We start from the raw sequence: 25,127 nt of genomic DNA on the forward strand, positions 1-25,127 counted from the left end.
TCTAATCATGCCTTTGCAAAAATTCAGGATACCCATAAGAATCTTTATTTCTGAAACTTGAAAAATCAAGACCCAGTTGTTCAATCAAATTCAATAAATTTTCCCGCTCCCGATTTGATGAACTGAAAGCCTCAAGGCCGACAGTGTAAATCGTTTTTTTTGATTCTTGAACTTGAATTACAGTGAATTCAGCTCCACAACCCTCAGCAGGAAACCCCTCTTTTATGTATTCAATTTCGTTTTGATTGATAATCTTATACGTTTTCTTAAAACGTTCCTTTTTCACAGATATCCAGTCATCCAGCAGTTGATTATCAACCGTATTTAGAATATTCCTCTCTTCGGAAGTACTCCATTTGATCCAATGCTCCATGATCCCGAAATCAAGCTCCTCGTCTTTTGCTCGTTTGACCTTTAGTTCGTGATTTCCTTCCCTGATCTTTATTCCCGTGTTGATGGTGTCGGATTCTAAATAATAATCCGTACGATCGGGCTCCCTGTTGCCCTCTCCTTTTTCCGGTAGTTTTTCATAAAACTCCCATAGAATATCTTTATCCGTTGACCACCACCTGATTTCAGAACTTTTAAAAATCATAATATCCTTTTATTTAACTCTTAATAAGAATCGTCACGAAAACACAAAATCTCAAAAATGAAATTTTAAGATTGTATTTTAAACAGTAGCATCCAGTGAATTTTAATTGAGGGATGTTTACCGAAACCTTGATTCTTCACACACATTCCTCCAATAAGGTAACTCCTCTGAAGTGAAAAACTTCAAGAATTCCATAGCATATATGCCAAAATCAAACAAAAAAGAAAAATCCAAGCCTGCAAATTCCATCAACCCGAACTTTAAAACAAAACGTTCTGCACTGAAAAGCCGGAGGGAGTTTGTGGATGGTATTAAATCAGGCAGCAGAACAATACTCTCCCAGGCCATTACACTTATTGAGAGCACCCGGTCTGAGTATCGCGAATTGGGTCAGGAAATTCTTGAGGATTGCCTTGACCAAACCGGGAAGTCGATTCGAATAGGCATCACCGGGGTGCCGGGTGTAGGCAAAAGCACCTTTATTGAAAGCCTTGGAAAGCAACTTCTCGAGGATGGAAAAAAGTTGGCGGTTCTTACGATCGATCCCAGCAGCAGCCGGTCGAAAGGAAGTATTTTGGGCGATAAAACCCGGATGCCGGCTCTCTCAGCTCATGAGAATGCGTATGTCCGGCCTTCCCCCACCGGCGGAACATTGGGCGGTGTAGCCCGAAAAACCCGGGAGACTATCCTGCTCTGTGAGGCCGCAGGATTCGATACCATCTTTGTGGAAACGGTTGGCGTTGGGCAATCTGAAATTAAAGTACAATCGATGGTGGACTTCTTTCTATTGTTGATGCTGGCCGGTGCCGGTGACGAATTGCAGGGGATTAAACGGGGTATTATGGAGATGGCTGATATGATAGCTATCAACAAAGCAGATCAAAAAAATATTAAAAAGGCAAACCAAGCCCGGCAAGAGTTCAAAAATGCCCTTTCTCTTTTCCCGGCTCATGAATCGGGATGGGAACCACCGGTGCTAACTTGTTCTGCACTTGAACAAATAGGTTTGAATGAGTTGTGGGAGCAGATTGAGAAATACTTTAGCCTTACAAAAGAGAATGGGTATTTCGAATCGAACCGAAAAAAACAGGCCGTTTATTGGATGAACGAGGCGATTGAGGATCAGCTGAAAGATCGATTTTTTCAGCATCCTAACATAAAAAAGGAACTGCCAATACTTGAAAAAAAAGTGGCCACCGGTTCTATTAGTTCGTTTAAAGCTGCATCAGACCTTTTGAAACTATTTGAACATTAAGACAGTTTTTCTGTAAAAGAAAAGCGGCTACCGGCCGTTACACCTTGCAAAATTCAAATAATCAGGGGTTTATGAACTCTGCTGCAAAAAATACGGTCCGGTACTACGACAAACTCGCCAACCGGTATGATAAACAGTACCAAACCTACTTAAACCATACCCACGAAAAACTCCTTGATAAGATTGAGCTGTCACCCGAGGATGAGGTTTTGGATTGCAGCGCCGGTACCGGGCTTCTTGCCCACGAGATTATGGAAAAATTCGGATCCTTCAAACGATTGGTTCTGAATGATCCGGCCCCAAACATGCAGGAACGGGCTAAATATCGCCTGCGCTATGCAAAAGACGTTGAGTTTACCAGTCACTTTACAGAGGAGTTGCCGTTTGAAAATGAAACCTTTACGCAAATTATCTGCCTGAACTCATTTCATTACTACACAGATCAAGATCGTGTTCTGAAGAATTTCAGCCGTATTCTAAAACCGGGTGGAACGCTCTGGATGCTCGACTGGAACCGTACCGGTTCTTTCAAAATAGCCAACAAATTTATCGACTGGCTTTCACCTGAAAATATCAACAGCCGGACTCTACCCGAACTAAAATCACTTCTAGCGGATCATGAATTCGACGTCGTTGATGAGGATACCTGGGGATATCGATGGTGGAATTTTTTGTTTGTGAGATGTGAGGCGGTTTAGGCCTCCTTTTTAGACATGGTATTTACTTTAGACATGGTATTTTTAAGAAGTGGCAATATATTTTTTAGCCGATAAAAAAGTGGAATCCAAAACAGTGCATTTATTCGGCAAGAAAAATACCATGTCTGTAGGTAACACAACAAAAAAGCCACCCGGCAATAACCGGATGGCTTCTCAGTACTTTTGTTATTTTTAATTATTTGATCTTAATTTTACGGCCTGTCTTCTCTTTTAGCTTCGGTATAGTAATCGCTAAAACTCCGTTTTCGTAGGCCGCTTCAATCTTATCTGTATCAGCTACATTCGGTAATGGCAGCGACCGGCTGAATTTACCAAATCTGCTTTCCACTCTGTGGTATTTTCGGCCGTTTTCTTTGCCTTGGTCTTTTATTCTTCGCTCCCCACTGATGGTAAGAACATTATCATTCAGGCTGATATCGAAATCGTTCTTATCCATACCCGGGAGCTCAACTGTTACTTCAAATTGTTTGGCCGTTTCATATACATTCATGTCGGGTACAAACGTCCCTTCTGTCCAGTTAAAGGCATCTTCAAAAATGTCGTCTAACCAGTTTGAAAGACTGAGTGGTGAGTTTAATCTTTGTCTTGTAAGTGTGGGTCGTGTTTCTCTTTTCATCAGCATAGTTATAACCTCCCTAATTGGTTAAAATTAACAAGATTAATTCATGGTGATTTGTTGATTGTCAACAACCTACTTCTCTAAATGCAAAACGGATACCAACTAACTTTGAGAATTAAAAAATGACAAAATCGGATTTCAGAAACTGTCATTTTTTACAATTGGTTTTCAATTTTGACAGAGCAGCTTCGAAAAAATGGCAAATCAAGGTGAATTGGAAGTCGTTATAAGACATCGGATGAGTGAAAAAGCAATTCATCAAATTTATCAGCAAAAAAAACTCATCCGATGTCTTCCGATTCTTGGAATACAACGGTTTATACCAATAGAATGGCTTTTTTCGTCTGTCAGATCACCAAAAAGGTACGACGACTGTTCGATCTTGAATCAGAGATCAATTCACCGCCAACTCCACATGCAGATGATCGGCTGTACCCACGTGTCGAAGTGTTTCAAAACCCATTATTTCAAGTGAATACTGCAACAAGGTATTGCGAATCAAGCCATGACCCCGTGTCCGCAAATCCACTGCATGAACGTATCCGTTCTCCTGCCGGTAATGCAGTGAATGGGGATTGACCGTTAACCCCATAGCTTCATAATCATCCGAAACACGTTCGATGTCTGTAATAACAAGGCCACCATCGGCAAGTGTAACTGTTGAAATGGCTACCCTTAAAATGGGATGCATGGAACGATACACATCTCTTACTTCCTCTGTTTTTGCGTTCACACCCGACAGATAAAAAAGTGAAAACAAGCAAAACCCGAATACCATCAACCCTGCGCTTCCTGCACTTACCTGAAATCGTAATTTTCGATTCTTAATTCTGCTCAGTAACAATAACATATAGATCAGAATCAAAAGAATCGTGATAGATATTCCAACACCCAATGCGATCCATGCCGGGGTACTGTAAGCCAGGTTCAAATAAACCGATGTGCGAACCAACAGATAAAAGGGCAGGATCATCAAACCAATCACCCCAAACAAGATGATGAGCGCCCACAGGAATCTCCTCTTTAGGCCTGAATGGGTTTTATCCTGCTTTGTTTGATTTGGCTTTTTTTGGTGAAGGTTGAGCAGCCAATCGACATCTTTTTTACTCACGTTATTCATGATTCCTGGTACGACGTAACGGATAATCTGTTGCGGATCTTGATTATAAGCGTGGGTAAAGATGCACAAGCGAGCAAACTACGCTAACCAAGGACGCTTGTGCTATTCTTTATTTAATTCTCTCCGCTTGTATCCGGTGAGGTGCTCAACCCAAGTTGTTCTTTCATCCGTTTGATTCCCTCACTGGCTTTCAGTTTCCAGTCTTCGGTTACAAAACGACGAACCATTAGCACGGAACATGGTGCACGATCAGCAATTACATCGGGGATGGTGCCAAACAATACGTTACGGATCTTCCACTCGTGCGATGCACCAATAATCACAAGGTCGTGGTCATGCACATCAAGCTCAGCAAGAATTCCGCTTGATACATCTTCCGATTCTCTGATTTCTATCTTCACCCTGTCAAAACCGTCTGTCAGCTCACTGATCGATTTCTCCAACTCTCTTCTCTCGTCTGCCTCGTCAACACCGGACTTGACCAACCGCAGCACTTTGAGTTCAGCATCCAAAAATCGTGCAATTCGAATACCGATTTCAAGTCCCAGCCAGGCATGGAGTCCGCCACCCCACGGCAGCACAATAGAATCTATATCCTTTAACCCCCGATCTTTTAGTATTGCGAGATCTGCTCGTAAATTTTTCAGAACGCGCTGAACCGGTGTATTATAGATGCGGCCAACGCTGAATCCACCCTGCCAGCCCATCAGCATCAGGTCGGCACGTCTTTCCTCTGTCTCATTAATCAATCCCTGGAATATGTCGTAAGCGGCTTCCGAAACAGATTCAAATTTTGTTTTAGCCAGCATCCTGGCCGCCTCTTTACCATTGGTTTCTTTTTCTCCTCGGGATTCTTCAGCAATTTTTTCAATACTCTCACGTACGGTTGTCTTCTCACCCAGTTTTCTACGGATGGTTTCAATAGGAGTTTGCAGTGGAACGCGAACCATTCCAAGCCCGGTAACGGTTCCTCCCTGTTTCGTACCGGTTGCTATCAATTGACCCAGTTTCAGAAGATCGCCTTCTGTTTCAGGGTTTGCCAAAGCGGCTACCACATTTCTTGGGGATGTAGAACTAAGCGGCCGAATGGTCGGAACCCACTCTTCGGACTCATCCACATGCTGCTCCATTGGCAATGAAAAGACACCGAGTCCATGCTCTTTCCACTTCTCTTTAAATTCTGGCACAGCGTGTTCAAACTCTACCCTATTTCTGCCCCAAATTGCATACCAGGCAAGGCTAACAACAATTAAAATTACCACGGCTACCTGTGCAAATGTACCGGAATAAATGATGATGGCAAGACAACCTAATGCTGCAAAAATCTGTAAATAGGGAGTTCCGGGAGTACGATAGGTTGGCTTATACCATTCCGGGCTTGATGCTCTTAATATTACGCACCCAATATTTAGGGCCGCGTAGCTGTATAACTGCAAGACACTTGCAATTTTTGCAAGATCCTCCAAACTTTCCAGGAATAAGAAAGCCAATGCTAATACTCCCGTTAACAGAATGGCCCGGTACGGAGTCAGCAGTTTATCATGGATAGCGCTCAGCCAATTGGGCACCATCCGGTCGCGCGCCATCGCGAGATTAATTCTTGAAGAGGCCATGATACTGGCATTGGCGGAAGAAAGTGTGGCCAAAAGTCCGGCAATTATTATTGCTACAGCCCCCGGTCCGCCAAGCATTGTACGGGCTGCAGTGGTGAGGGGATCCCGCACGTCAATAATCGTTTCTTGGGTGAACATGCCCGCAATCACCAGCAGAATGATAACATATAAGAGTGTAACAATAGCCACAGAACCGATAAGTGCACGCGGGAGGTTTTTCGACGGTTCTTTGATCTCCTCTGCCACTGCCGCAATTTTTACAAAGCCTAAAAATGATACAAATACAAGTGCCGTTGTTGCCGAAATAGATTCAAATCCAAAAGGCATAAAAGGGGTGAAATTATCAACGTTAATATTGAAAACCCCAAAAACGCTGAAACCTCCCAGGATAGCGAAAAGAGTGAGTACCACAATAACCTGTGTCCTGCCGGACTCCTTCGCACCAATTACATTCAAAGCTACAAGTAGTACACCACCGATTACAGCCCCCCAAAAAGCTGTCAAAGGCAAAAATTGCGATAGGTATTCACCCAAACCAAAAAGATAAAAGGCGATGGCAAATGTTAAACTCAGCCAAATTCCAACTCCGGATATCGCTCCAAATGCCGGACCCAAAGATCGCGACACAAAGAAATAATCACCGCCGGATGTAGGCATTCCCGTTGCCAGTTCAGCTGCGCTGGATGCGGTAATCATACAAACAATACCCGCAGCCAAATATGCAAAAATAGCCGCAGGACCCGACATTTCGAGTGCGATACCGGCAAGTAAAAAAATACCTGCACCGATCATTGTACCTGCACCGATGGTGAGGGCATCCCAAAATCCCAATTCCCGTCGTAAGTCACTCATCAAAAAATGGTTTACAAGCTTGGATTAACGATTAAAAACATATCCTCAATAATAATCATTTCCCTTTGAAACTCAGGGTAAAAATCTTTTTAATCCATCAATTTTTTTAAATGATTCTTATGGATTGATTCAACCGCAGTTGTTCAATTTGTATTCTGAAAACTGACCGATGATAACTATTTTGAACACGCTCAATTGATAGCGGGGTCAATATAGAGCCTAAACATACAGATTATCTTTCTATGACCCAGACCGAAAATTATATTCAAAGCAGATTTGGGAACCCAAAGAATCGTCGGCGTATCATAACCGGCTTTTTTATTGCATTGATCATTGCAGGGTTTTACCTCGCCCTTACAGATGCCTTCCCAGAGCAGGATGGGCACTACGGGTTTTGGTCGATTATGCCTCCGCTTGTTGCAATTGTTTTGGCTTTTTGGACCCGGGAAGTTGTAAGCGCACTTTTTATCGGTGTTTGCCTGGGCGGAGTCATCGCCGGTGAGGCCAACATCGTTCAAAGCTTCCTGATTCCCTCCATCGGTACCGAAAGTTTTGCGCTCATCTTGTTGGTGTATCTCTGGGCACTGGGTGGTTTGATTGGCATCTGGACCCGCACCGGCGGGGCCGAAGAGTTTGCAACATGGGCAAGCAATCTGATGGTAAGAGGACCCAAAACAGCCAAATTTTTCACCTGGATTATGGGATTGATTTTCCACCAGGGAGGAACCATCAGTACGGTTTTAACTGGGGCAACAGTCCGGCCGGTTGCCGACAAACATAAAGTATCTCATGAAGAACTTGCCTACATGGTAGATTCAACAGCCTCACCTGCAGCTACACTAATTCCGTTCAATGTATGGCCCTTTTATGTGAGCGGTTTGATTGTAGGTACGCTTCCTATGTTTTCCACTCCAATGGATGGTGTTTTCTTCTTTATTGACGCCGTTAAATATAATTTTTATGCTATTTTTGCCATCCTCATTACCCTGTTGTTTGCCTGGGAGAAATTACCCTGGATACCGGGCAAAAAGATGCGAGCCGCAATTAAACGAGCACGAGAAGGTGGCCCGTTAGATCACGCCAACGCCACACCGATGGCTGCCGATGAGCTTACTCAAAAGAAAGTTCCTGAAGATTATAAACCTGGGTTGATTGATTTCTTTGGACCCATTGGTGCTCTTTTAGGGGTTGCGATTATTCCTTTTATTGTCACATACTTTTTTATGGGTCAAAAAGAAGATCCAACCCTTCTGATTGCCGAAGCTTTCGTTCTGGCTGTACTTGTAGGATTAGGTATTGCCATGGCTAAAGGAATGAAACTCCAGGAAGCTATTGAAGGATTTATCGACGGGTGTAAAGGAGTAACCATTGGTGCCATCATACTTGCACTTGCGGTTTCCCTGAAAGAAGTTGCCGATGCTGTTGGTACTGCCGGTTACGTCGTATCTATTTTGGGTGACCTTGTATTACCCGCTTTTCTGCCCGGTGTTCTGATGGTTCTCTGTATGATTATCGCTTTTTCAACCGGAACTTCCTGGGGTACATATGCAGTAGTGTTCCCGGTTGCTGTTCCACTGGCCTGGGCGGTTGTACCCGATCCGTTTTTCCTGACGCTCTGCTTCTCGGCCGTAATTGGTGGTGCCGTTTTTGGGGATCAGTGTTCACCGATATCAGACACCACAATTCTCAGTTCATTAGCCACGGGCTGTGACCTGATGGACCATGTAACCACTCAATTTCCACTTGCTATAACAGCGGGGCTTTTGGCTGTGATCAGCTATGCACTAATGGTTGTGCTTTTTGTTTGACATCCAGATCGGCTCAGACCCCAACGGGATGTATTCGGCGCTAGCCAATCTACGTAACACGGCTCGCCTGAGCCGTGAAGTTTGAATTTTAATCAATTACATAATGAAAAAAGTACTTCTTCTCCCTCTACTCATGTTATTGGTTACCGGCTGTGGTGATCCGCTGGATGAATTTATCTATTCGTCCGGTGTACAAATTTGTGGTCAAACTTATGTTCTGGGAGATAGCCTTCAGGTCACTGAAACGGCAGAATCCGTTACTTATAACGAGGCTGAAGAAACGTTTACAATGAATTGCAATGAGGTAGGATTATACCTGTTGGGTTCAGGCACACCGACTCGGCAGGTTATTCCAATTGACGAGCTCGCCTTCTCTACCAACGCCGCCAATCGGATAGATTCCATCTCCGGCCGATGGAGAATTCTCACTTCATCCGGGAGAAATCTTTTAGATAGCCTGCAGTCTTCTCCCGACAGTGCCATGTATGCTGATTCAATACATTATTATCGACAAACTCTGAAAATGGGCACAGACATCAGGCAACTTTTATTTGATATGCAGTCTGACTTTGATGAGCCGCATTCAGAAAATCCGGTTAGCTGGTCGACTGAAAACGGTTCAATTTCCTTTTATTCTGATGAAAATGAGCGAGAAGCTGTTTTTAGAGTATCAACAAAAGTTGAAGAGTTTTGAGAATAAAGATGATCTGCTCAGGCCCCAACGGGATGCCTTCGGCGCGAATCGATCTACGTAACACGGCTCGCCTGAGCCGTGTAGTACCACCCATTGGCAATGATTTTTCTTTAATGCCAAACAACCTGGCAGTTGTATTGATTGATGGCAGAAAGACCTCGAACTCTGACAGGAACTCACTGCGTTCGCGCTCTGTCAGGTTCTCGACTCATCAAGGACTCGTCAACGCATAAACCAACAAATTCACACCAAACTGCAGAGCGGCATCTGTTACTTCCTGTGGATTGTCGAACTCGTCAAAGGCCCACCCATCTGAGGGGTTGGATTCATAGGTATAGAGAATAACCATGCGTCCGTTTCGATACACCGCAAATGCCTGGGGAGGTTCGCCATCGTGCTCATGTACTTTGGGCGGCCGTCCCTCCGGGAAGTTGTACACATTGCTGTAGAGAGGGTGGTTGGCCGGCAATTCAAAAAAACGTTCATCGGGAAAGATGTTTTGCAGGATCTCTCTTACATATTGATCCATTCCGTAATCATCGTCCACATAAAGAAAACCACCGTTTTCGAGGTAGGTACGAAGATTTTCCATCTCCGCATCATTCACAGCAATGTTACCATGGCCTGTCATAAACAGGAAGGGATAATTGAAAATATCGCGGCTGCCAAGTTGTACATCATCATATTCCGGGTTGATATTGATGGGAACCCGGTCTTGAGTAAACTCAATCAAATTGGTAAGCGAGGAAGGTACATTATACCAGTCACCCCCTCCCCTATATTGGACTCTTGCAATTTTAAATCCATCATCGTTCTGAGCAAAGACAAAAATGGGTGATGCCAGTATTAAAATGAAAAGCCCTGTACAAATTACCTTTTTAATCATGCGATAAAATGGTTCTTATTGATCCGATTGCCGGTATATAACGGAATTAATGATCGATTCATATAACCAACCATATAAACGTACGAACTATTTCCCTTTTATTGAATGATATATTGATTTTGAGAGTATCGAATTTTAATCTATTTGAACTGTTTGATTCTGCCATCCGTAAAGTACCTTTGTATTTATGAAAAAAATCGTTCAAATCACCCTTACCCTTCTTTTCATTTCTACAAGTGTGTTTGCACAAGCTTCAGATGATGAAAAGAAGTATGAGCCTACCTGGGAATCTCTTGCGGAACATGATGAAGCTCCGGGCTGGTTTCGAGATGCCAAGTTTGGGATCTATTTTCACTGGGGAGTTTATTCGGTTCCTGCTTTTAATAATGAGTGGTATCCCCGCCACATGTATGCGCCTGACTTAGAAGAGCGGGGAGAGGAAACCTGGGGACAAGATGTATATGGATTTCATACAGATAAATATGGATCCCCTTCTGAATTCAGCTATCCGGATTTCATTCCGATGTTTACAGCCGAAAATTTTGATCCCCAGGAATGGGCCTCACTCTTTAAAGAAGCAGGAGCACAATTTGCCGGTCCTGTAGCGGAACACCATGATGGTTTTTCGATGTGGGATAGCGAAATCACTCCCTGGAATGCGTCTGATATGGGACCCAAACGGGATATCACCGGGGAATTAGCTGAAGCAATTCGCGGACACGGAATGAAATTTATCACCAGTTTTCATCATGCTCGAAATAATTTATGGAAACCCGAGGGAGAAGAGTGGACGGGTCATTATTCATATGTAAAAGAACATTTTCCGTCTCTTTTAGATGATCCGGAACGAGCCATTCTATATGGATATATGTCACGGGAGAAATTTCTGGAAATGTGGAGCGATAAACTGAAAGAAGTGATCGATAAATATCAGCCGGATATGATGTGGTTTGATTCATGGCTGCATGAGATCCCTGACAGCGTTCAGACAGATTATCTAGCTTACTATTTCAATAAGGCCGGGAAGTGGGACAAGGATGTAGTTGTTACCCGAAAACAGAATGATCTGCCGCTCAGTGTAAGCATTCTGGATTTTGAAAAGGGCCGCGCTGAAGGAATCAATGAACATCCATTTTTAACAGATGATACCATCAGCAAAGGCAGCTGGTGCTACACGGAAGGCCTCGGGATAAAAAGTACCTCCATTGTGTTGCACTCTCTGATCGATATTGTAAGCAAAAATGGTCAGCTGTTGTTAAACATCTCACCCATGGCAGACGGAACTATTCCTGAGAATCAGAAACAGGTGCTTCTTGAAATGGGAGATTGGCTGGAGATCAACGGAGAGGCAATCTATGGTAGCCGCCCCTGGAAAGTCTATGGTGAGGGGCCCACACAGCTACAGGAGGGACAATTTGGAGGCGTGACTGATGCAGAAGGATTTACAGCAGAGGATGTTCGATACACCCGTCGTGGAGATACTCTCTATGCCATTATCCTCGGCTGGCCCCGAGCGAATCAAGAGTTTCAATTTGATGAACTCAACACTGAGAGTTTAGATGGAAAAACCATTTCTGACATATCCATTTTAGGAAGCTCTGAAGAGATTGACTGGGACCTTAGCGACGAATCACTTTCTGTTCAAATGCCATCAGAAACGCCGGACGAAAAAGCGATCGTTTTTAAAATCCGGACCGAGTAATCCGTTCTTAAAGAATGGTTAAAAAATAGCGAGGAAGTTTGTCTCTCCTCGCTATAAATATTTTGCTGGAATTGAATGTTAGGTGACTTTGACATCACCAGTCTCAAGTTGACCCTCAGCCAAAGTGCCACCTGATCCAATAACATTCACGGTGAATTCGAAATTTTTAAAAGTTATTGTTTAATTGATTTGAAGATTTACTTTCTCTCTGATTCTATTAACAACAACTTCGATCTTTTTGAATAGGAGGACAAGGTGTATCACCATAGGAACAGAAGACACAGCAGTCTCCTTTTTGGGGCTTCAAGACTTCTCCGCACTCCGGACATTCCCAAAAAAATTGACAGGAATCTGTTGGCATCTCCTCTCCTGATAGATTCCCGCATTCAGGACAGGTAATCGTGGATTTTTTCTTAACTATTGGCATGGCTAGATAATTATAATCTATTAAAGTACAAGTTTAATGGTTTTGAATAAAGATTCGTAGTGCCTCTTATCGCACATCGCATAAGGATTTCAGCTTCCTATGATCTGGTTTCAAACTGAGCCAGCAACGCCGGAATCACTACCATGTTCAACAGTGTTGAACTCAACAATCCGCCCAAAATAACCTGTGCCATGGGTGACTGAATTTCATTTCCCGGCTCACCCACAGCTAATGCCAAAGGAATGAGCGCCAAACCTGCCGTTAGTGCTGTCATTAGAATTGGATTCAGCCGTTCCATCGCCCCCTGACGAATCGACTGCATAAACTCATTTCCCTGGTTTCGCAAGTTTTGATAGTGAGATACCATCAAAATTCCGTTTCTTGTGGCAATTCCAAATAGCGTAATAAACCCAACCAGCGATGCTATAGAAATTATCCCACTTGTAAAGAGCACAGTGTAGATCCCACCGATTAGTGCGAAAGGAAGATTTACCATTACTAATAATGCGGTTTTTAGCGATCCGAATTCGAGATACAGTAGGAGATAGATCGCTGCGATTGCCACGATGCTTAATAGTGAGATGGTCCGTGTAGCTTGAGCTTCGCTTTCAAACTGTCCGCCGTACTCCACAAAATATCCCTGTGGAAAACTGACATTCTCCGATACATTCGCCCGAATCGCATCGACCGTACTTCGCAGATCCCGGCCGGATACATTTGCGGATACTACAATTTTTCGCTGCACATTTTCACGGCTGATAGTGTTCGGTCCGCTCCTGGATTGAATGGATGCGAGCTCAGCCAGCGGTACAATGGTTCCATCATTCAGATTGAAGGTTGCATTTTGAACCGATTCAATACTCCCGCGGTGCTCCTCATCAAAGCGAACAACCAGATCAAACATTTTGTCGCCTTCAAGTATTTGGGATACCACTTCTCCGGCAAAGGCAACATCCACCATTTCTGATATATCTTGAATGGTCAGTCCATAGCGTGCCATCGCTCTTCGGTCTGGACGTATCTGAATCTGCGGAACATTGGATTGCTGTTCGACAGCAAGATCCACAACGCCGTCAACGGTTTCCATTTGACCGCGAACTTCCTCGGCAAGTGCCCGAAGCCGGAACAGATCAGAACCAAATATTTTTACGGCAATGTTTGCCCTCGTCCCCGAAAGCATGTGATCGATCCGGTGGCCAATCGGTTGACCAATTGTGATATTCGTTCCGGGAATAACACTCAAATCTTCCCGTAACTCCGTCAACATCTCCTCTTTTGATGAGCCTTCGGAAACGGTAAACTTCGCGTCAATTTCTGAAGCGTTCACTCCCTGTGCATGCTCATCCAGTTCAGCTCGGCCGGTTCTTCGGGACGTGGATGAAATTCCGGGATGCTCCAAAAGGATCTCTTCAATTCTCCGTCCCATTTGGTTCGATTCCGTCAGTGACGTTCCCGGAATGGTTACCGCGCTAATCACCAATGTGCCCTCATTAAACTCGGGCAGGAATGAGCGGCCTAAAAATGGAATTACGATTAACGTGCCGATAAAAAGTATGAGCGTACCGGCAATGATAATCTTCTTAAACCGAAGCGTGAAATCCAGAACCTTTTCATAACCGCCTTTTAACTTTTTGGTGAACCAGCTCTCCTCCAGTTTTCCTTTGGAAGCCTGGCTCGGCAACACATAGTAACATAGCGCCGGAGTCACAGTCATGGCGATGATCAGCGATGCTCCTATCGAAATGATGTAAGCCAACCCGAGCGGCTGAAGCATTCTTCCCTCAATTCCGCTCAAAAAGAAAAGCGGTATAAACACAATCATGATAATCAGCGTGGCATTGATAATGGATGAACGGATCTCTTTCGATCCTTCAAACACAACATCAATGGCCGGTTTCTGCTGACTCTCGGGGAGTTTTGAGTTTTCGCGAAGACGCCGGAATACATTCTCCACATCGATAATCGCATCATCCACAATCACACCGATCGCAATGGCCATACCGCCCAGTGTCATGGTGTTGATGGTGATATCGAAAAACTCGAGTACGAAAACTGAAAAAATAAGCGCGAGCGGAATGGCTGTCAGTGAAATCAATGTCGTCCTGAAATTCGCAAGAAACAGAAACAGGATAATGATCACCAGAAATGCGCCGTCTCGCAGAGCTTCTATCACATTCTCAATCGCCAAGTCGATAAAATCAGCCTGCCGAAACAGGTGTGTGTTGATCGAAAATCCTTCAGGTAAACTTTGCTCAATTTGGGCCAGTGTTTCATCCACCCTCTCGGTTAGCTCAAGCGTATTCGTTTCCGGCTGTTTCTGGATCGATATGATCACGGCCGGTTCTGCATTCACAGAAGCATCCCCGATTTTTTGAGCTGCTGCAATCTGAACATCGGCAACATCTCCAATGGTAATTGGAATGCTATTTCTTTCTGTGACTACTGAATTTTCTATATCCTCTACACTGTACGCCCGGCCAATTCCGCGAATAGTATATTCCTGGCTATACTCCCTAAAAAAACCACCGGAGAAGTTTTGATTAGCGCTTTCGGTCGCTTCCAGAACCTGGTCCAGCGTAACATTGTATTCTTTGAGCCTTTCGGGATTTACCCGAACCTGGTACTGCTTTTGGCCTCCTCCAATGGGTATCACCTGGGCAACCCCGGGGATCGCCAATAGTCTCCGGCGAATTTCCCAATCAGCCGCCGTGCGGACTTCCAGTTCAGAATGCCGATCGCTTTCCACACTGACCAGCATAATCTCTCCCATAATCGAAGAGATCGGAGCCATAATCGGCGGCGGAACTTCTTCAGGAAGGTTATTTGCCACCAATTGTAGTTTTTCGTTGACGATCTGGCGAGCTCTGAAAATGTCGGTTCCCCAGTCGAATTCAACCCAAACAATGGATATGCCTTTTGCTGAAGATGATCGAACCCGGCGTACTCCCGTTGCCCCATTTACGGATGTTTCAATGGGAATCGTCACCAATCGTTCTACTTCTTCAGCTGCCAAACCATGAGCTTCCGTCATAACGGTAACCGTCGGTGCGGTCAGGTCTGGAAATACATCCACCGGCATTCTCTGAACGGTATAAATACCTGCGGCAAGAATCACCACGGAACTGACCAGCACCACCAATCGGTACTTTAATGAACCTCGTATAATTGCATCTAACATGATCGTTTTTCCTTAAATCGATTAATGGGAGTGTCCGTGAGCGGGTGCTTCTGTTGAAAGGGATGCCAGCTTCACCTGGTATGCATTTTGGGTGACAACATGCTCGCCTTCACTCAATCCGGAGGTTACTTCAACCCAGCCCCGGTTTCGAATGCCGGTTGTAATCGTACGTTTTTCAAACGACTCACCGGAGACATGAACGAAGACCACAAAATTGCCCTCTTCTTCAATCAGTGAGGATTCCGGGATAGCCAGTGCGTTTTCTCTGCTTTCAGTATCTATTTCTACAGTTGTGTAAAGACCGGATTGTAATTGACTTTCAGCATTATCGATTTCATAAATTACCGGTAATGTTCGCGTTTGCGGATCGATACTGCTCCCCATGCTTACTATGTGTCCGTTTACCTCTTCAAGAGTGTAGAGCTTGTCACTTCCCTGAACACGAAACACGGCAGAGCCCGGTGATTGAATCGAGGCCCGTTTGAAAGCCGGCAGATGAACATTCAGCCAGATCTTCGATAGATCCGCAACTCTGTAAAGCGGTTCTCCGGCACTCACCTGCATTCCGGGAGTCACGAACGTTTCAACAATCACTCCGTTGATTGGGGACTTCAGATCGAACCGATAGGTTTCCTCGGAATCGCCAGAAACATCCGCTCCCGACATATCAATTTGCGCCACTTCCTGTATGGATTGAAACTGCGTACGTGCCTGCCGGTACTGAATCCGAGCTTCTTCAAGTTCAATTTCCGGAATTGCTTCCTGTTCGTATAACCGTTGTGAACGCTCATATCTCTTTTGAGCCAGTTCCATCTGGGTCTGTGCATTGATAATCTGCTGAGCATAATTCTCACCATCAGAAGACTGAAGCGCCGGGTTCAACCGAACCAGAACGGCATCTTTTGAGATTCGCTGACCCACCACAGGCAGATTCTGATTCATGCTGTTCAGGACAATTCCCGAAAACGGTGCAGAAACCACAGCCTCCTGGTTGTTTACCGGCTGGATTTCGCCGTGAGCCTCCACTGTTTCTGAAAGTGTTTGGCGACTAACGGGTTGCGTTCCGAATGGAATCTTCCACTGTTGTTCCTTCAGGAAGGTTATCAGGTTTGGATCTTCCTCCTCGTGCACCTGTGGAACTTCTTCTGCGGAAGCGTAAACGGGAATGCCATCTACATGGAGTGTGTCATCCACCATTCCCTGAATGATAATGGTCAGGTTGTAGCGTCCTGCCCGGTCAAAGATGACATCCGGACCGTAAATTCCGGGAACCTGGACTTCCGTTTCAGTGAGGGAACCTTCGATGCCTCTTTCAGAGCTAAACACGAACTCCACTTCCGAATTAGATATAGGGCTGAAATCCGAAAGGCGGGTCAGGTGAACAGCGAAGGTAGCTTCCTGCCCAACAATTAGCTCAGGATACTCCATAAACAGTTCCGTTTTGTCTGTCCACTTCGTAATCATCCCGGCCCCCTCCAATTTGGGGTCTTCTTCATCATGCTGATGATCAGAATCCCCATCATGGGAGTTTCCGTCATCTTCCTGTGCTTGTTGTGCAGGCTGTTCATGAGTGTGATCGCTCTCTTCTCCATGAGTATGGGCCTGATCATCGCCACCGCCACAACCCGCCAGAAAAAGGGATATACTCAGAATAATAAATGCTATTAGCTGTTTCATTGCTTCAAAATTTGGTATTGATAATTGGGAATTAGTGACTATGGTCTTCATTCCCGTGAGTATGTGTTGAATCATCATCATGACTGTGTTCTTCCTCGTGGCTGTGATCGCTGTCTTCGTCATGAGAGTGATCGGATTCTTCTTCATCAGAGTCCTCTCCACCACCAATACGAACGGCGTCGCTATCATCTGTAGATTGTTCAGCCGGTTGCTCATGAGTGTGATCGGCGCCTTCGCCGTGTGAATGGCCTTCATCGTCGGAACCGCATCCCGTTAAAAAAAATCCTATGCTAAGTGCTAAAATTGAGATCGTATATTTCATTGTTCTATAGATTTTTGAGTTGTAAAGAGTTGGTCTGAAGTCATCGCTTCAAGTTGGAAGAGTGCCTGGTTGTAATCGGCAATGGTTTCGTAGATCAGGCTTTGGCCGTCTGCATAGGCTTGGGTTGCATCAAGCAGTTCAACCAGTGAATATCGTCCCTCTTGATAAGAAGCCTGCGCCGTTTCCAGCATATCCTGAGAAAAGGATTGCTCCTGCATCGTTTCCCACTGCTGATAGATATTCATCACTCGGTTGTAGGCAATATCCACCTGGTTTTGAATTGTCTTTTCCTTCAAATAAAGTGACGTTTCAAGAGTTTGAGCCGATGCCCGTGCTGTTGTGATTTGCCCACTATTTTGACTAAAAATCGGCAGTTTTATGGAGGCTCCCAACACATATCCTTCCGATCCATCGGACTGATTTTTATACCCGAAGTTCACGTTCAGATCCGGCAGACGTTCACGTTTTTCTACTTTTAAACGAAATGAAGAGGCATTTACCCGCGATTCCAGCGCCTTGATATCCGCCCGGCTCTCCAACGCTGCATCTGTCAACAGATTTTTTTCAAGCGTCAGTGGAATGACTCCGAGTGAGTCCTGAATAGAAATGCTGCCAACCGGTGCCTCTTTGGGAAGAATCATTGTTTCGAGCTCATTCGTCACTTCCCTGAGGCTCAGTTCCACCTCGTTTCGACTCTTCAGGTAACGATTCTGTTCTATAGAAAACCGTTGCACCTGGATACCTGAAAATGTACCCTCACTCTGGCGGGCTTTTGCCGATTCTAGCGCGTTATTGATGATCGAAAGTGCATCATCGTAAACGGCAAGCTTATTTTTTAAATACCACGCCTCCGAATAGAGTGATTTCACTCGCCGAAGCAGTAGTTGGCGGTCGTAAGCATAATCGAATTCTGCCGCTTTTTGACTCTCTTCAGAGCTTCGCTTCCGAAGAAACGGCTGACCCAGAAATTCAATCGGCTGTGATATTTGATAGGTCGTCTCCTGGTAATCAAGCGTCCCGGCATTTAACTGCTCACGGAATACACTCACTTCAGGATTAAAGTATGTGCTGAACTGAATGGCTTCTCCCTTTTTGCGGAGTTCATCCAGTTTGGCAAGCTCTTGCTGAAGGCTGTTTTCGTTAAACATCTCTACAGCATCCTCAAGAGAAATGGGGTTTGATTGGGATTGGACAATCACGGGCAAAGAGATCAATGCCAAAAAGATCATCCACCAATTGATTCTATTCATGGTGTTAATTTTAATTTAAAAATGTAGAAAGCTTGAACAGAGTATTCTGTCAATGGAGGGCAGACAAAGTTATCCTACAGGAGGGGCTCGAAGAGAAAAGGAATAGCGATGAAAAAGGTTTGAAATGCGATCAGGTGGAGGAAGATCCAAATATGTTGGATTCAATATATCCATGACAGATCCAGAGTCAATTGAAATCAGACCTACAAAAGATTGTGATAACTGAAATACATTTTGTTGGAGTGTAGTGGTTCGAACACTCTTAAGATTCAGCGTGGAGGTGGGATGATTATGGGAATCTTCAAGATCAAAAATGGAACCATCATACTCGTGATCAGGTGTGTGACTGTGGCTGTGCGAATGAACATAGATATGAATGTCTCCGTGATCAAACAGGTGATCAAAGAATGAATGAAGATGCGTACCCTGGCCAAAAAGGATAGACAAAGTGAAGCCGGCACAGATCAGTGCCACCGTTATTTTTTTTATTATTTGATCAGCTTTTCTTTTCACGTAAAAAAAATACTTTCTGATAGCCCTAAAACCAAACACTATTCTTTAAAATTACAAAAAGTGACTCCCCGCCCTGCCTCTTTCAGATAAGCAATTACATTAAACGTACTAATGAATACAATGATCTGAAAACTACCTATGCTCGACATTCTGTTTTTTCATTTTCAATCGCCTCTTATGATTGCGAATATCACCGGCTATAATCCACCAATCCCCGGGAGCAAGCTGATAAAGCAAACCATCAGATAACTAACTGAAATCTAAAAATTCAGGAAGTTCTTCATATAAATTCGACCGGTTACTCACCAAACTGCCAAAATGATACCATGCTTTTCGTGTGATTCAAATACAACAATTATAGTGATGGTTCATAATTGTCCAAAACGATTTTGAGGTTAGAAATATATTGACTCTTGCAGGCCTTCAGCCTTTGACTTGTGGCAATTACCACAAGCTCAAGGCCTGCAAGAGACTTGGTTCATTTAAGTCTGAGTCTGAATATTCAACACCGCTCAAAATTTACCCATACATTTGATAAGACAACATTATTACCAGTTTTAGATACGTTTGGACAGCTATGGTAATGTATCATAAAATCGTTTTCAGGATCTATTATTGAATGTCAAAAAGATCTCTATTGTTATGCAACCGAAGGTAGAAAGTAGAATCAAATTTTTAGGTTATGACTACCGATGTAAAAACACTTCAACGAATTGACGCAGAAACACTTAATCAACGACTAAAAGGCACTCAACCGCCGATTTTAATCAATGCTTTGGCTAAAGATGCCTATATCGCCAAGCACATTCCCGGCTCAATAAACATTCCAACAGAGAATGCGGAAATGGCTGAAAATATCATTCCCTATAAAGACGCTGAAATCGTTGTCTATTGCGCGAATGCTGACTGCACAGCCTCTCCCGAGCTTGCAGAAAAACTTGAAGATATGGGCTATACAAATGTGATAGACTTCCAGGAAGGACTCGCTGGTTGGAGGTCAGCCGGGTACAAATTGGTTGGCGATGAAATCTAAATAGACACACTAAATTGATTCAGAAGCCGTCTCGGTTTGAGGTGGCTTTTTTTAATTTCATTTCCTATTGGTGATTTTGAGATTATATTACAGGCAGTTACTGATCTCAAAACTCAATCCAGAAATATGGCAACACGAAGACAGTTTCTCTCAAACTCGGGAAAATTAATTATGGGACTTGGCGCATCTTCAATCCTTCCCGCCACATCATTTTCAATATTATCCGGCTCACCCAACGAAAAACTGGTCATCGGACTCATTGGCTGTAAAGGGATGGGCTGGAGCAATCTGCAAAATCTGTTGAGAGTAGAAAATGTAGAATGCAAAGCGTTATGTGATGTAGACCAAAATGTACTGGATCAGCGGGCTGCTGATTTTGAAGAAATGACCGGACAGAAAGCTGTACTATACAATGATTACAGGCGAATGCTGGAAGATGATGATATAGACGCTGTGATCATAGCCACACCCGACCATTGGCACTGTCTGCAAACTGTACATGCCTGCCAGGCCGGAAAAGATGTGTATGTTGAAAAACCGCTCGGAAAGAATACCGACGAGTGTGATGTGATGGTGAAGGCTGCCCGTCAAACCAATCGCGTTGTACAAGTGGGACAGTGGCAAAGAAGTGGGAAACACTGGAATGATGCCATCCAGTATCTACAGTCGGGCGCTTTGGGGAACATCCGGGTAACCAAATCGTGGGCTTACCAAGGCTGGATGGAATCTATTCCTGTAAAACCGAATCAACCCGTACCTGAAGGGGTAGATTACGATTCCTGGCTGGGCCCTGCACCGGATCGACCTTTTAACCCGAACCGTTTTCATTTCAATTTCCGTTGGTATTGGGATTATGCCGGAGGCTTGATGACAGATTGGGGTGTTCACCTGATCGACATCATTCTCTACGGTATGAATGTAGATGCACCAAATACAGTCCTGTCAACCGGCGGGAAATTCGGTTATCCTGATGACGCGATGGAAACACCCGACACGCAGCAAGCGATCTACGAATTTGATGACTTTTCGATGATTTGGGAACATGCAGCCGGAATTGATGGCGGCCCTTATGGGCGTAATCACGGTGTAGCTTTTATTGGCAATAACGGAACTCTCGTTATCGACCGTGGTGGCTGGGAAGTAATTTCAGAGACGGAAACGGATTCAGATGGGAATCCTCAAAATATTATTACCGGGGTAGAGACCACACAAAGCAACGGAGAAGACCTGTATAATCACATGCAAAACTTTGTTGATTGTATCAAAACTCGTGAACGGCCCAATGCAGATATCGCTTACGCCAGCAATACAGCGGTTGTTGCTAACCTCGGTAATATTGCTTATCGAACCGGAGAACGAATTGAGTGGGACCATCAGGCCAGGAAAATCACCAATGTAAATCAACCAAATGAGCTCCTGAAATCTGATTATAGAAATCCCTGGAAATTTCCGGTACTCTAATTCATGATTCGGAACCTACTTTTCATTGCAGCCGGCGGAGCCGTTGGGTCCGTTCTTCGATACCTGACCTCGGTGTGGACAATCAAGTTAATCGGACCGAACTGGCTCATTTCAGGAACTGCAGCTGTAAATATTATTGGCTGCATCTTGATCGGCATCGTTGCCACCATTCTCCAGGAAAAGGGAATGATGGAAAACACAGTGAAGCTTTTTTTGGTTGTGGGATTCCTGGGCGGTTTTACAACATTTTCCTCATTCGGCCTTGAAGGATTTGAAGTGGCTGAACTTTCTCTTCAAAAAGGGTTGGTCTACATGGGCTTCCAGGTTTTTACCGGTATCGCCGCGGTATGGGCCGGAATTGAAATTGGGAAATGGTTTACCTAATCAACTCTTATTTAACCACGAACCACAACCGCACCATACGGAATTCTATGCCTGATACTATGGCATGATACCGGGGGCGGCTGTTGTCCCGGAGGACGGTCGTCTAACCAAACACGGCATTTCCCTGGAGGTGGCATATGTCCGGGAGGTATCTTTATATGATGCTTTCTTCCTATTCGGTGATGTTCTCTTCTCGGTTCGTCTTTTCGCGGCGGATCACCGATAACCACAGGTTCTGGTTCAATAAGGATTCCACCCGATACCATACATCCAGACATCAAAGTGCCAAAGAGTATAAATGCAATCAGTTTAAGCAGGGTCATTTTCATGGCTATACTATTCGATTCCCATTATTCAAATCAATCATATTATTGATCAGATTACAGTTTAGCTGCCGATTTGTTTCTGCAAAAATGCAAAATCACATCAATATGCGATGCTTTTGAGGGATTGAGATCCAGAATGGAAGAAACAATCTGAACGGAGGGCTGTTTAAATGTTCGAATCAGAAATTAACCAATTGAAGACTATAATGTATAGAACATCAAAATTATCATTTATCATCTCAACAGTTTTAGCTTTATCAATCCTGATGTCCGGATGCTCTCAATGGAGTAAAACGGCTAAAGGAGGCGTAATAGGGAGTGGTGCCGGTGCAGCAGCGGGGGCGGTTATAGGTAAAACACTTGGAAATACAGCAGCCGGCGCTATTGCCGGTGCAGCCGTTGGAGGCACGGTTGGTGCTATCATCGGACGCCAGATGGATAAGAAAGCAGCCGAACTTGAAGAAAATCTTGAAGGAGCAGAAATCCAACGTGTTGAAGAGGGAATTGCGGTCAGTTTCGACACCGGTTTGTTGTATGATTTTGACTCAGCTGAATTGAGACCTGAAGCGATGGAAAATCTAAAGCAGTTAGCAGAAATCATGGGAGAGGATGATAATACCGAACTCCTGATTGTAGGTCACACCGATTCTGTTGGACGGGAAAGTTACAACCAGAATTTAAGTGAACGACGCGCAGACTCAGCCGCAGATTATATTATTTCGCAGGGTATCGCCGCTAATCGTGTTGATACTGAAGGACGAGGAGAAAGCGAACCAATTGCGGAAAACGATACTGAAGCAGGGCGTCAGGAAAACCGACGCGTAGAGGTAGCTATCTTTGCGAGTGATGAATATATCTCCGAACTGCAGGAAGCCCAGGAAGACTAATTTCTATGAATTCCCTCTGATAACTTAGGATGACTGTTAATCCGACTACTTTTTTAGATACTTCGTATTTATTATCAATTGAGACTTTGACCCCGAATGGGGTCGCATATAACAGCCCAGGGTCAATCCTGCAAAGCGGGATGCAACCCTGGGTCAAGAAGTCAACTCCTGAAAACCCAAGGCGAAAATTAAGCACCACCACCGAAACTTTATCGCAGGGTTGGGCGATAAGTTCTTAAAGGGGATGCAACTCAAGTTATGGTCAGCGAATTGACTATGAACCAACTCATCTGCGAAGCTTTTGTTTGGAAATATTCTCAAAATGATACAACGAATGCCGGTAAAAATTTGAGGTTCAACTTTCGAGTAGACCGATACAGGGAATTTAGTATTTTAGGTTAATGAAACAGTTGAATGAACGATCCCTTATAAAACTCACCATGAAAGAGAATTTCTTAAATCGGTTACCGGCATTTTTATTTTTACTACTCTTTTTAAGCTCTGCTCAGGTAACAGCCCAAACATGTCCGGCCGACGCTCCTGCATTAACTCCCGCAACTCTGCAGGAAGAATGGGCCGTGGAATGGTGGATGCCCCGCCACGAAGCCAAACTTGAAGAAGAGGGTCGTGAAGATGCAAAACTACTCTTCATTGGAAATTCAATCACGCACGGATGGGAAGATTCGGGAAAGGAAGTTTGGAATGAATATTATGCTCCTTACGGTGGCTACAATATCGGGTTCGGTGGTGATCGAACTGAGAATGTTTTATGGAGATTTCAGAATGGTGAACTGGATGAAATCGATCCGGAGCTGGCAATTCTTATGATCGGCACAAATAATACCGGTCATAGACAGGATCCACCCGAGTGCACCGCCAGGGGAATTGAGATGATTTTAGATGAATTGAAACAACGATTACCAGATACCGAAGTCCTCATGTTAGCGATTTTCCCGAGAGAGTCTTCTCCCGATGGCGAGTTGCGTCAGCTGAATAGTCAAATCAATGAAAGAATTGCGCAATTTGCAGATGGCGAACGCGTTCACTTTCTGAACATCAATGATACCTTTTTGGATGACAATGGTGTTTTATCTGAAGAGATTATGCCGGATTTGCTCCATCCCAACGAATATGGGTATCAGCTTTGGGCAGAGGCCATGCAGCCAATAATTGATGAATTATTAAAAAACTAAATCAGTTTACTACTTGTGACTGTACCAATATTACTTTTTCTAAAATTTTTGTAATATTAAGTTTGTGATGAAAAAATCTAAATCATATAAAATCTTTACAAAATCTGCAGCACTACTGCTGGTTTTAGGTTTATTGCTGCCATCAGTTTTACAGGCCAAACAGCTTGTAGATTTTTGCATGATGGAGATGAGTCATCATGAGATGATGGATGATTCACACGATTGCTGTATTTCAGATCAAACGAAGCAAGAAGCAACTCATAAAAATCATCACGACTGCAAAGAGGCTCAAATCTGTGCCTGTACTGTAGATATCACACAGGTAAAAAATCAATTTAGAGTCCCCACTGCTAAATCATCTGCAGCAATTCTCTCTCAAACGGGCTTCAACTTCATAGTCACCTCGCCTGACGAGTTTATCTTTGAAGATTACTTTGCAGATGCCCTTGAACATTCTCCCCCTCTCTACCTCCAGTACGATACATTTTTGAATTAGCATTTCTCTTTTAGGGAAGAGAGTCTCTCCTCCATGGAGGAGACAGAGCATAAAGCGTTCAGCGTATGCTCAGAGGTGGGTTTTTCGTTGGGCTATTTAGTCCAAGCTTAATTTAGT

At 44.2% G+C, this 25,127-nt stretch carries 23 protein-coding genes; 11 read left to right on the forward strand and 12 right to left on the reverse strand.

Annotated features, from left to right (window positions below; all coding sequences use genetic code 11):
• Position 1: 1 nt before the first annotated feature.
• The gene (locus L6773_RS00070) at positions 2-595 is read right to left on the reverse strand and encodes a hypothetical protein (RefSeq protein WP_237851788.1); all 594 of its coding nucleotides are present in this window, start codon (positions 593-595) and stop codon (positions 2-4) included.
• A 202-nt stretch (positions 596-797) separates the two neighbouring features.
• On the opposite strand from L6773_RS00070, the gene meaB reads away from it, so the two are divergent.
• Entirely contained in the window at positions 798-1,850 is a 1,053-nt protein-coding gene (meaB, locus tag L6773_RS00075; protein ID WP_237851789.1) for a methylmalonyl Co-A mutase-associated GTPase MeaB, read from the forward strand.
• A 71-nt stretch (positions 1,851-1,921) separates the two neighbouring features.
• Positions 1,922-2,548, forward strand: a complete 627-nt coding sequence (locus tag L6773_RS00080; protein WP_237851790.1) for a class I SAM-dependent methyltransferase — start codon at positions 1,922-1,924, stop codon at positions 2,546-2,548.
• 196 nt (positions 2,549-2,744) lie between these two features.
• Here L6773_RS00080 and L6773_RS00085 read toward each other — a convergent pair whose 3' ends face one another.
• The 3 genes from L6773_RS00085 to L6773_RS00095 form a co-directional block, all read right to left on the reverse strand.
• On the reverse strand, positions 2,745-3,185 hold the full coding sequence (locus L6773_RS00085; protein ID WP_237851791.1) for an Hsp20/alpha crystallin family protein: 441 nt from the start codon (positions 3,183-3,185) through the stop codon (positions 2,745-2,747).
• A gap of 397 nt (positions 3,186-3,582) precedes the next feature.
• Positions 3,583-4,308 (reverse strand): hypothetical protein, encoded by a 726-nt coding sequence (locus tag L6773_RS00090; RefSeq protein ID WP_237851792.1) that lies wholly within the window; start codon positions 4,306-4,308, stop codon positions 3,583-3,585.
• Positions 4,309-4,421: 113 nt separating this feature from the next.
• On the reverse strand, positions 4,422-6,773 hold the full coding sequence (locus tag L6773_RS00095; protein WP_237851793.1) for an amino acid permease: 2,352 nt from the start codon (positions 6,771-6,773) through the stop codon (positions 4,422-4,424).
• A 242-nt stretch (positions 6,774-7,015) separates the two neighbouring features.
• Between L6773_RS00095 and L6773_RS00100 the strand changes: the two genes are divergently transcribed.
• Positions 7,016-8,581, forward strand: a complete 1,566-nt coding sequence (locus L6773_RS00100) for a Na+/H+ antiporter NhaC family protein (RefSeq protein ID WP_237851794.1) — start codon at positions 7,016-7,018, stop codon at positions 8,579-8,581.
• A gap of 103 nt (positions 8,582-8,684) precedes the next feature.
• Positions 8,685-9,275, forward strand: coding sequence for a hypothetical protein (locus L6773_RS00105; protein WP_237851795.1), 591 nt, complete (start codon positions 8,685-8,687; stop codon positions 9,273-9,275).
• Positions 9,276-9,486: 211 nt separating this feature from the next.
• Here L6773_RS00105 and L6773_RS00110 read toward each other — a convergent pair whose 3' ends face one another.
• A complete protein-coding gene (locus tag L6773_RS00110; RefSeq protein ID WP_237851796.1) occupies positions 9,487-10,161 on the reverse strand; it encodes a DUF4159 domain-containing protein in 675 nt (224 codons plus the stop codon).
• Between the two features lie 187 nt (positions 10,162-10,348).
• On the opposite strand from L6773_RS00110, the gene L6773_RS00115 reads away from it, so the two are divergent.
• A complete protein-coding gene (locus L6773_RS00115) occupies positions 10,349-11,863 on the forward strand; it encodes an alpha-L-fucosidase (protein WP_237851797.1) in 1,515 nt (504 codons plus the stop codon).
• Between the two features lie 217 nt (positions 11,864-12,080).
• Here the strand turns inward: L6773_RS00115 and L6773_RS21585 are convergent, their stop codons facing one another.
• The 6 genes from L6773_RS21585 to L6773_RS00140 all read right to left on the reverse strand — a co-directional run bounded on the left by L6773_RS21585 (position 12,081) and on the right by L6773_RS00140 (position 19,191).
• The gene (locus L6773_RS21585) at positions 12,081-12,290 is read right to left on the reverse strand and encodes a GDCCVxC domain-containing (seleno)protein (RefSeq protein WP_304622102.1); all 210 of its coding nucleotides are present in this window, start codon (positions 12,288-12,290) and stop codon (positions 12,081-12,083) included.
• A gap of 97 nt (positions 12,291-12,387) precedes the next feature.
• Positions 12,388-15,468: an efflux RND transporter permease subunit gene (locus tag L6773_RS00120; RefSeq protein WP_237851798.1), complete on the reverse strand. Its 3,081-nt coding sequence runs from the start codon at positions 15,466-15,468 to the stop codon at positions 12,388-12,390.
• Positions 15,469-15,489: 21 nt separating this feature from the next.
• On the reverse strand, positions 15,490-17,145 hold the full coding sequence (locus L6773_RS00125; protein ID WP_237851799.1) for an efflux RND transporter periplasmic adaptor subunit: 1,656 nt from the start codon (positions 17,143-17,145) through the stop codon (positions 15,490-15,492).
• Positions 17,146-17,176: 31 nt separating this feature from the next.
• Positions 17,177-17,467 (reverse strand): hypothetical protein, encoded by a 291-nt coding sequence (locus L6773_RS00130; RefSeq protein ID WP_237851800.1) that lies wholly within the window; start codon positions 17,465-17,467, stop codon positions 17,177-17,179.
• A complete protein-coding gene (locus tag L6773_RS00135) occupies positions 17,464-18,717 on the reverse strand; it encodes a TolC family protein (RefSeq protein ID WP_237851801.1) in 1,254 nt (417 codons plus the stop codon). The genes L6773_RS00130 and L6773_RS00135 overlap by 4 nt, the downstream gene beginning before the upstream one ends.
• Before the next feature lie 69 nt (positions 18,718-18,786).
• Positions 18,787-19,191, reverse strand: coding sequence for a hypothetical protein (locus L6773_RS00140; protein ID WP_237851802.1), 405 nt, complete (start codon positions 19,189-19,191; stop codon positions 18,787-18,789).
• Between the two features lie 721 nt (positions 19,192-19,912).
• On the opposite strand from L6773_RS00140, the gene L6773_RS00145 reads away from it, so the two are divergent.
• From L6773_RS00145 to L6773_RS00155, 3 genes are all read left to right on the forward strand, one after another.
• Positions 19,913-20,263 (forward strand): rhodanese-like domain-containing protein, encoded by a 351-nt coding sequence (locus L6773_RS00145; protein ID WP_237851803.1) that lies wholly within the window; start codon positions 19,913-19,915, stop codon positions 20,261-20,263.
• Positions 20,264-20,389: 126 nt separating this feature from the next.
• On the forward strand, positions 20,390-21,724 hold the full coding sequence (locus L6773_RS00150) for a Gfo/Idh/MocA family protein (protein WP_237851804.1): 1,335 nt from the start codon (positions 20,390-20,392) through the stop codon (positions 21,722-21,724).
• 3 nt (positions 21,725-21,727) lie between these two features.
• The gene (locus tag L6773_RS00155) at positions 21,728-22,108 is read left to right on the forward strand and encodes a fluoride efflux transporter FluC (RefSeq protein WP_237851805.1); all 381 of its coding nucleotides are present in this window, start codon (positions 21,728-21,730) and stop codon (positions 22,106-22,108) included.
• Positions 22,109-22,119: 11 nt separating this feature from the next.
• Here L6773_RS00155 and L6773_RS00160 read toward each other — a convergent pair whose 3' ends face one another.
• Positions 22,120-22,437 carry a hypothetical protein gene (locus L6773_RS00160; RefSeq protein ID WP_237851806.1) on the reverse strand — a complete coding sequence of 106 codons (318 nt, stop codon included), beginning with the start codon at positions 22,435-22,437 and terminating at the stop codon, positions 22,120-22,122.
• A 203-nt stretch (positions 22,438-22,640) separates the two neighbouring features.
• Here L6773_RS00160 and L6773_RS00165 point away from each other — a divergent pair, with 203 nt between their 5' ends.
• The 3 genes from L6773_RS00165 to L6773_RS00175 all read left to right on the forward strand — a co-directional run bounded on the left by L6773_RS00165 (position 22,641) and on the right by L6773_RS00175 (position 25,010).
• Positions 22,641-23,321, forward strand: coding sequence for a YiaD family glycine zipper/OmpA-like lipoprotein (locus L6773_RS00165; RefSeq protein ID WP_237851807.1), 681 nt, complete (start codon positions 22,641-22,643; stop codon positions 23,319-23,321).
• Between the two features lie 410 nt (positions 23,322-23,731).
• A complete protein-coding gene (locus L6773_RS00170; RefSeq protein ID WP_237851808.1) occupies positions 23,732-24,514 on the forward strand; it encodes a platelet-activating factor acetylhydrolase IB subunit in 783 nt (260 codons plus the stop codon).
• Between the two features lie 67 nt (positions 24,515-24,581).
• A complete protein-coding gene (locus L6773_RS00175; RefSeq protein ID WP_237851809.1) occupies positions 24,582-25,010 on the forward strand; it encodes a hypothetical protein in 429 nt (142 codons plus the stop codon).
• Positions 25,011-25,127 lie beyond the last annotated feature (117 nt).

This window comes from Rhodohalobacter sulfatireducens (assembly GCF_022012475.1).
GTDB lineage: Bacteria > Bacteroidota > Rhodothermia > Balneolales > Balneolaceae > Rhodohalobacter > Rhodohalobacter sulfatireducens.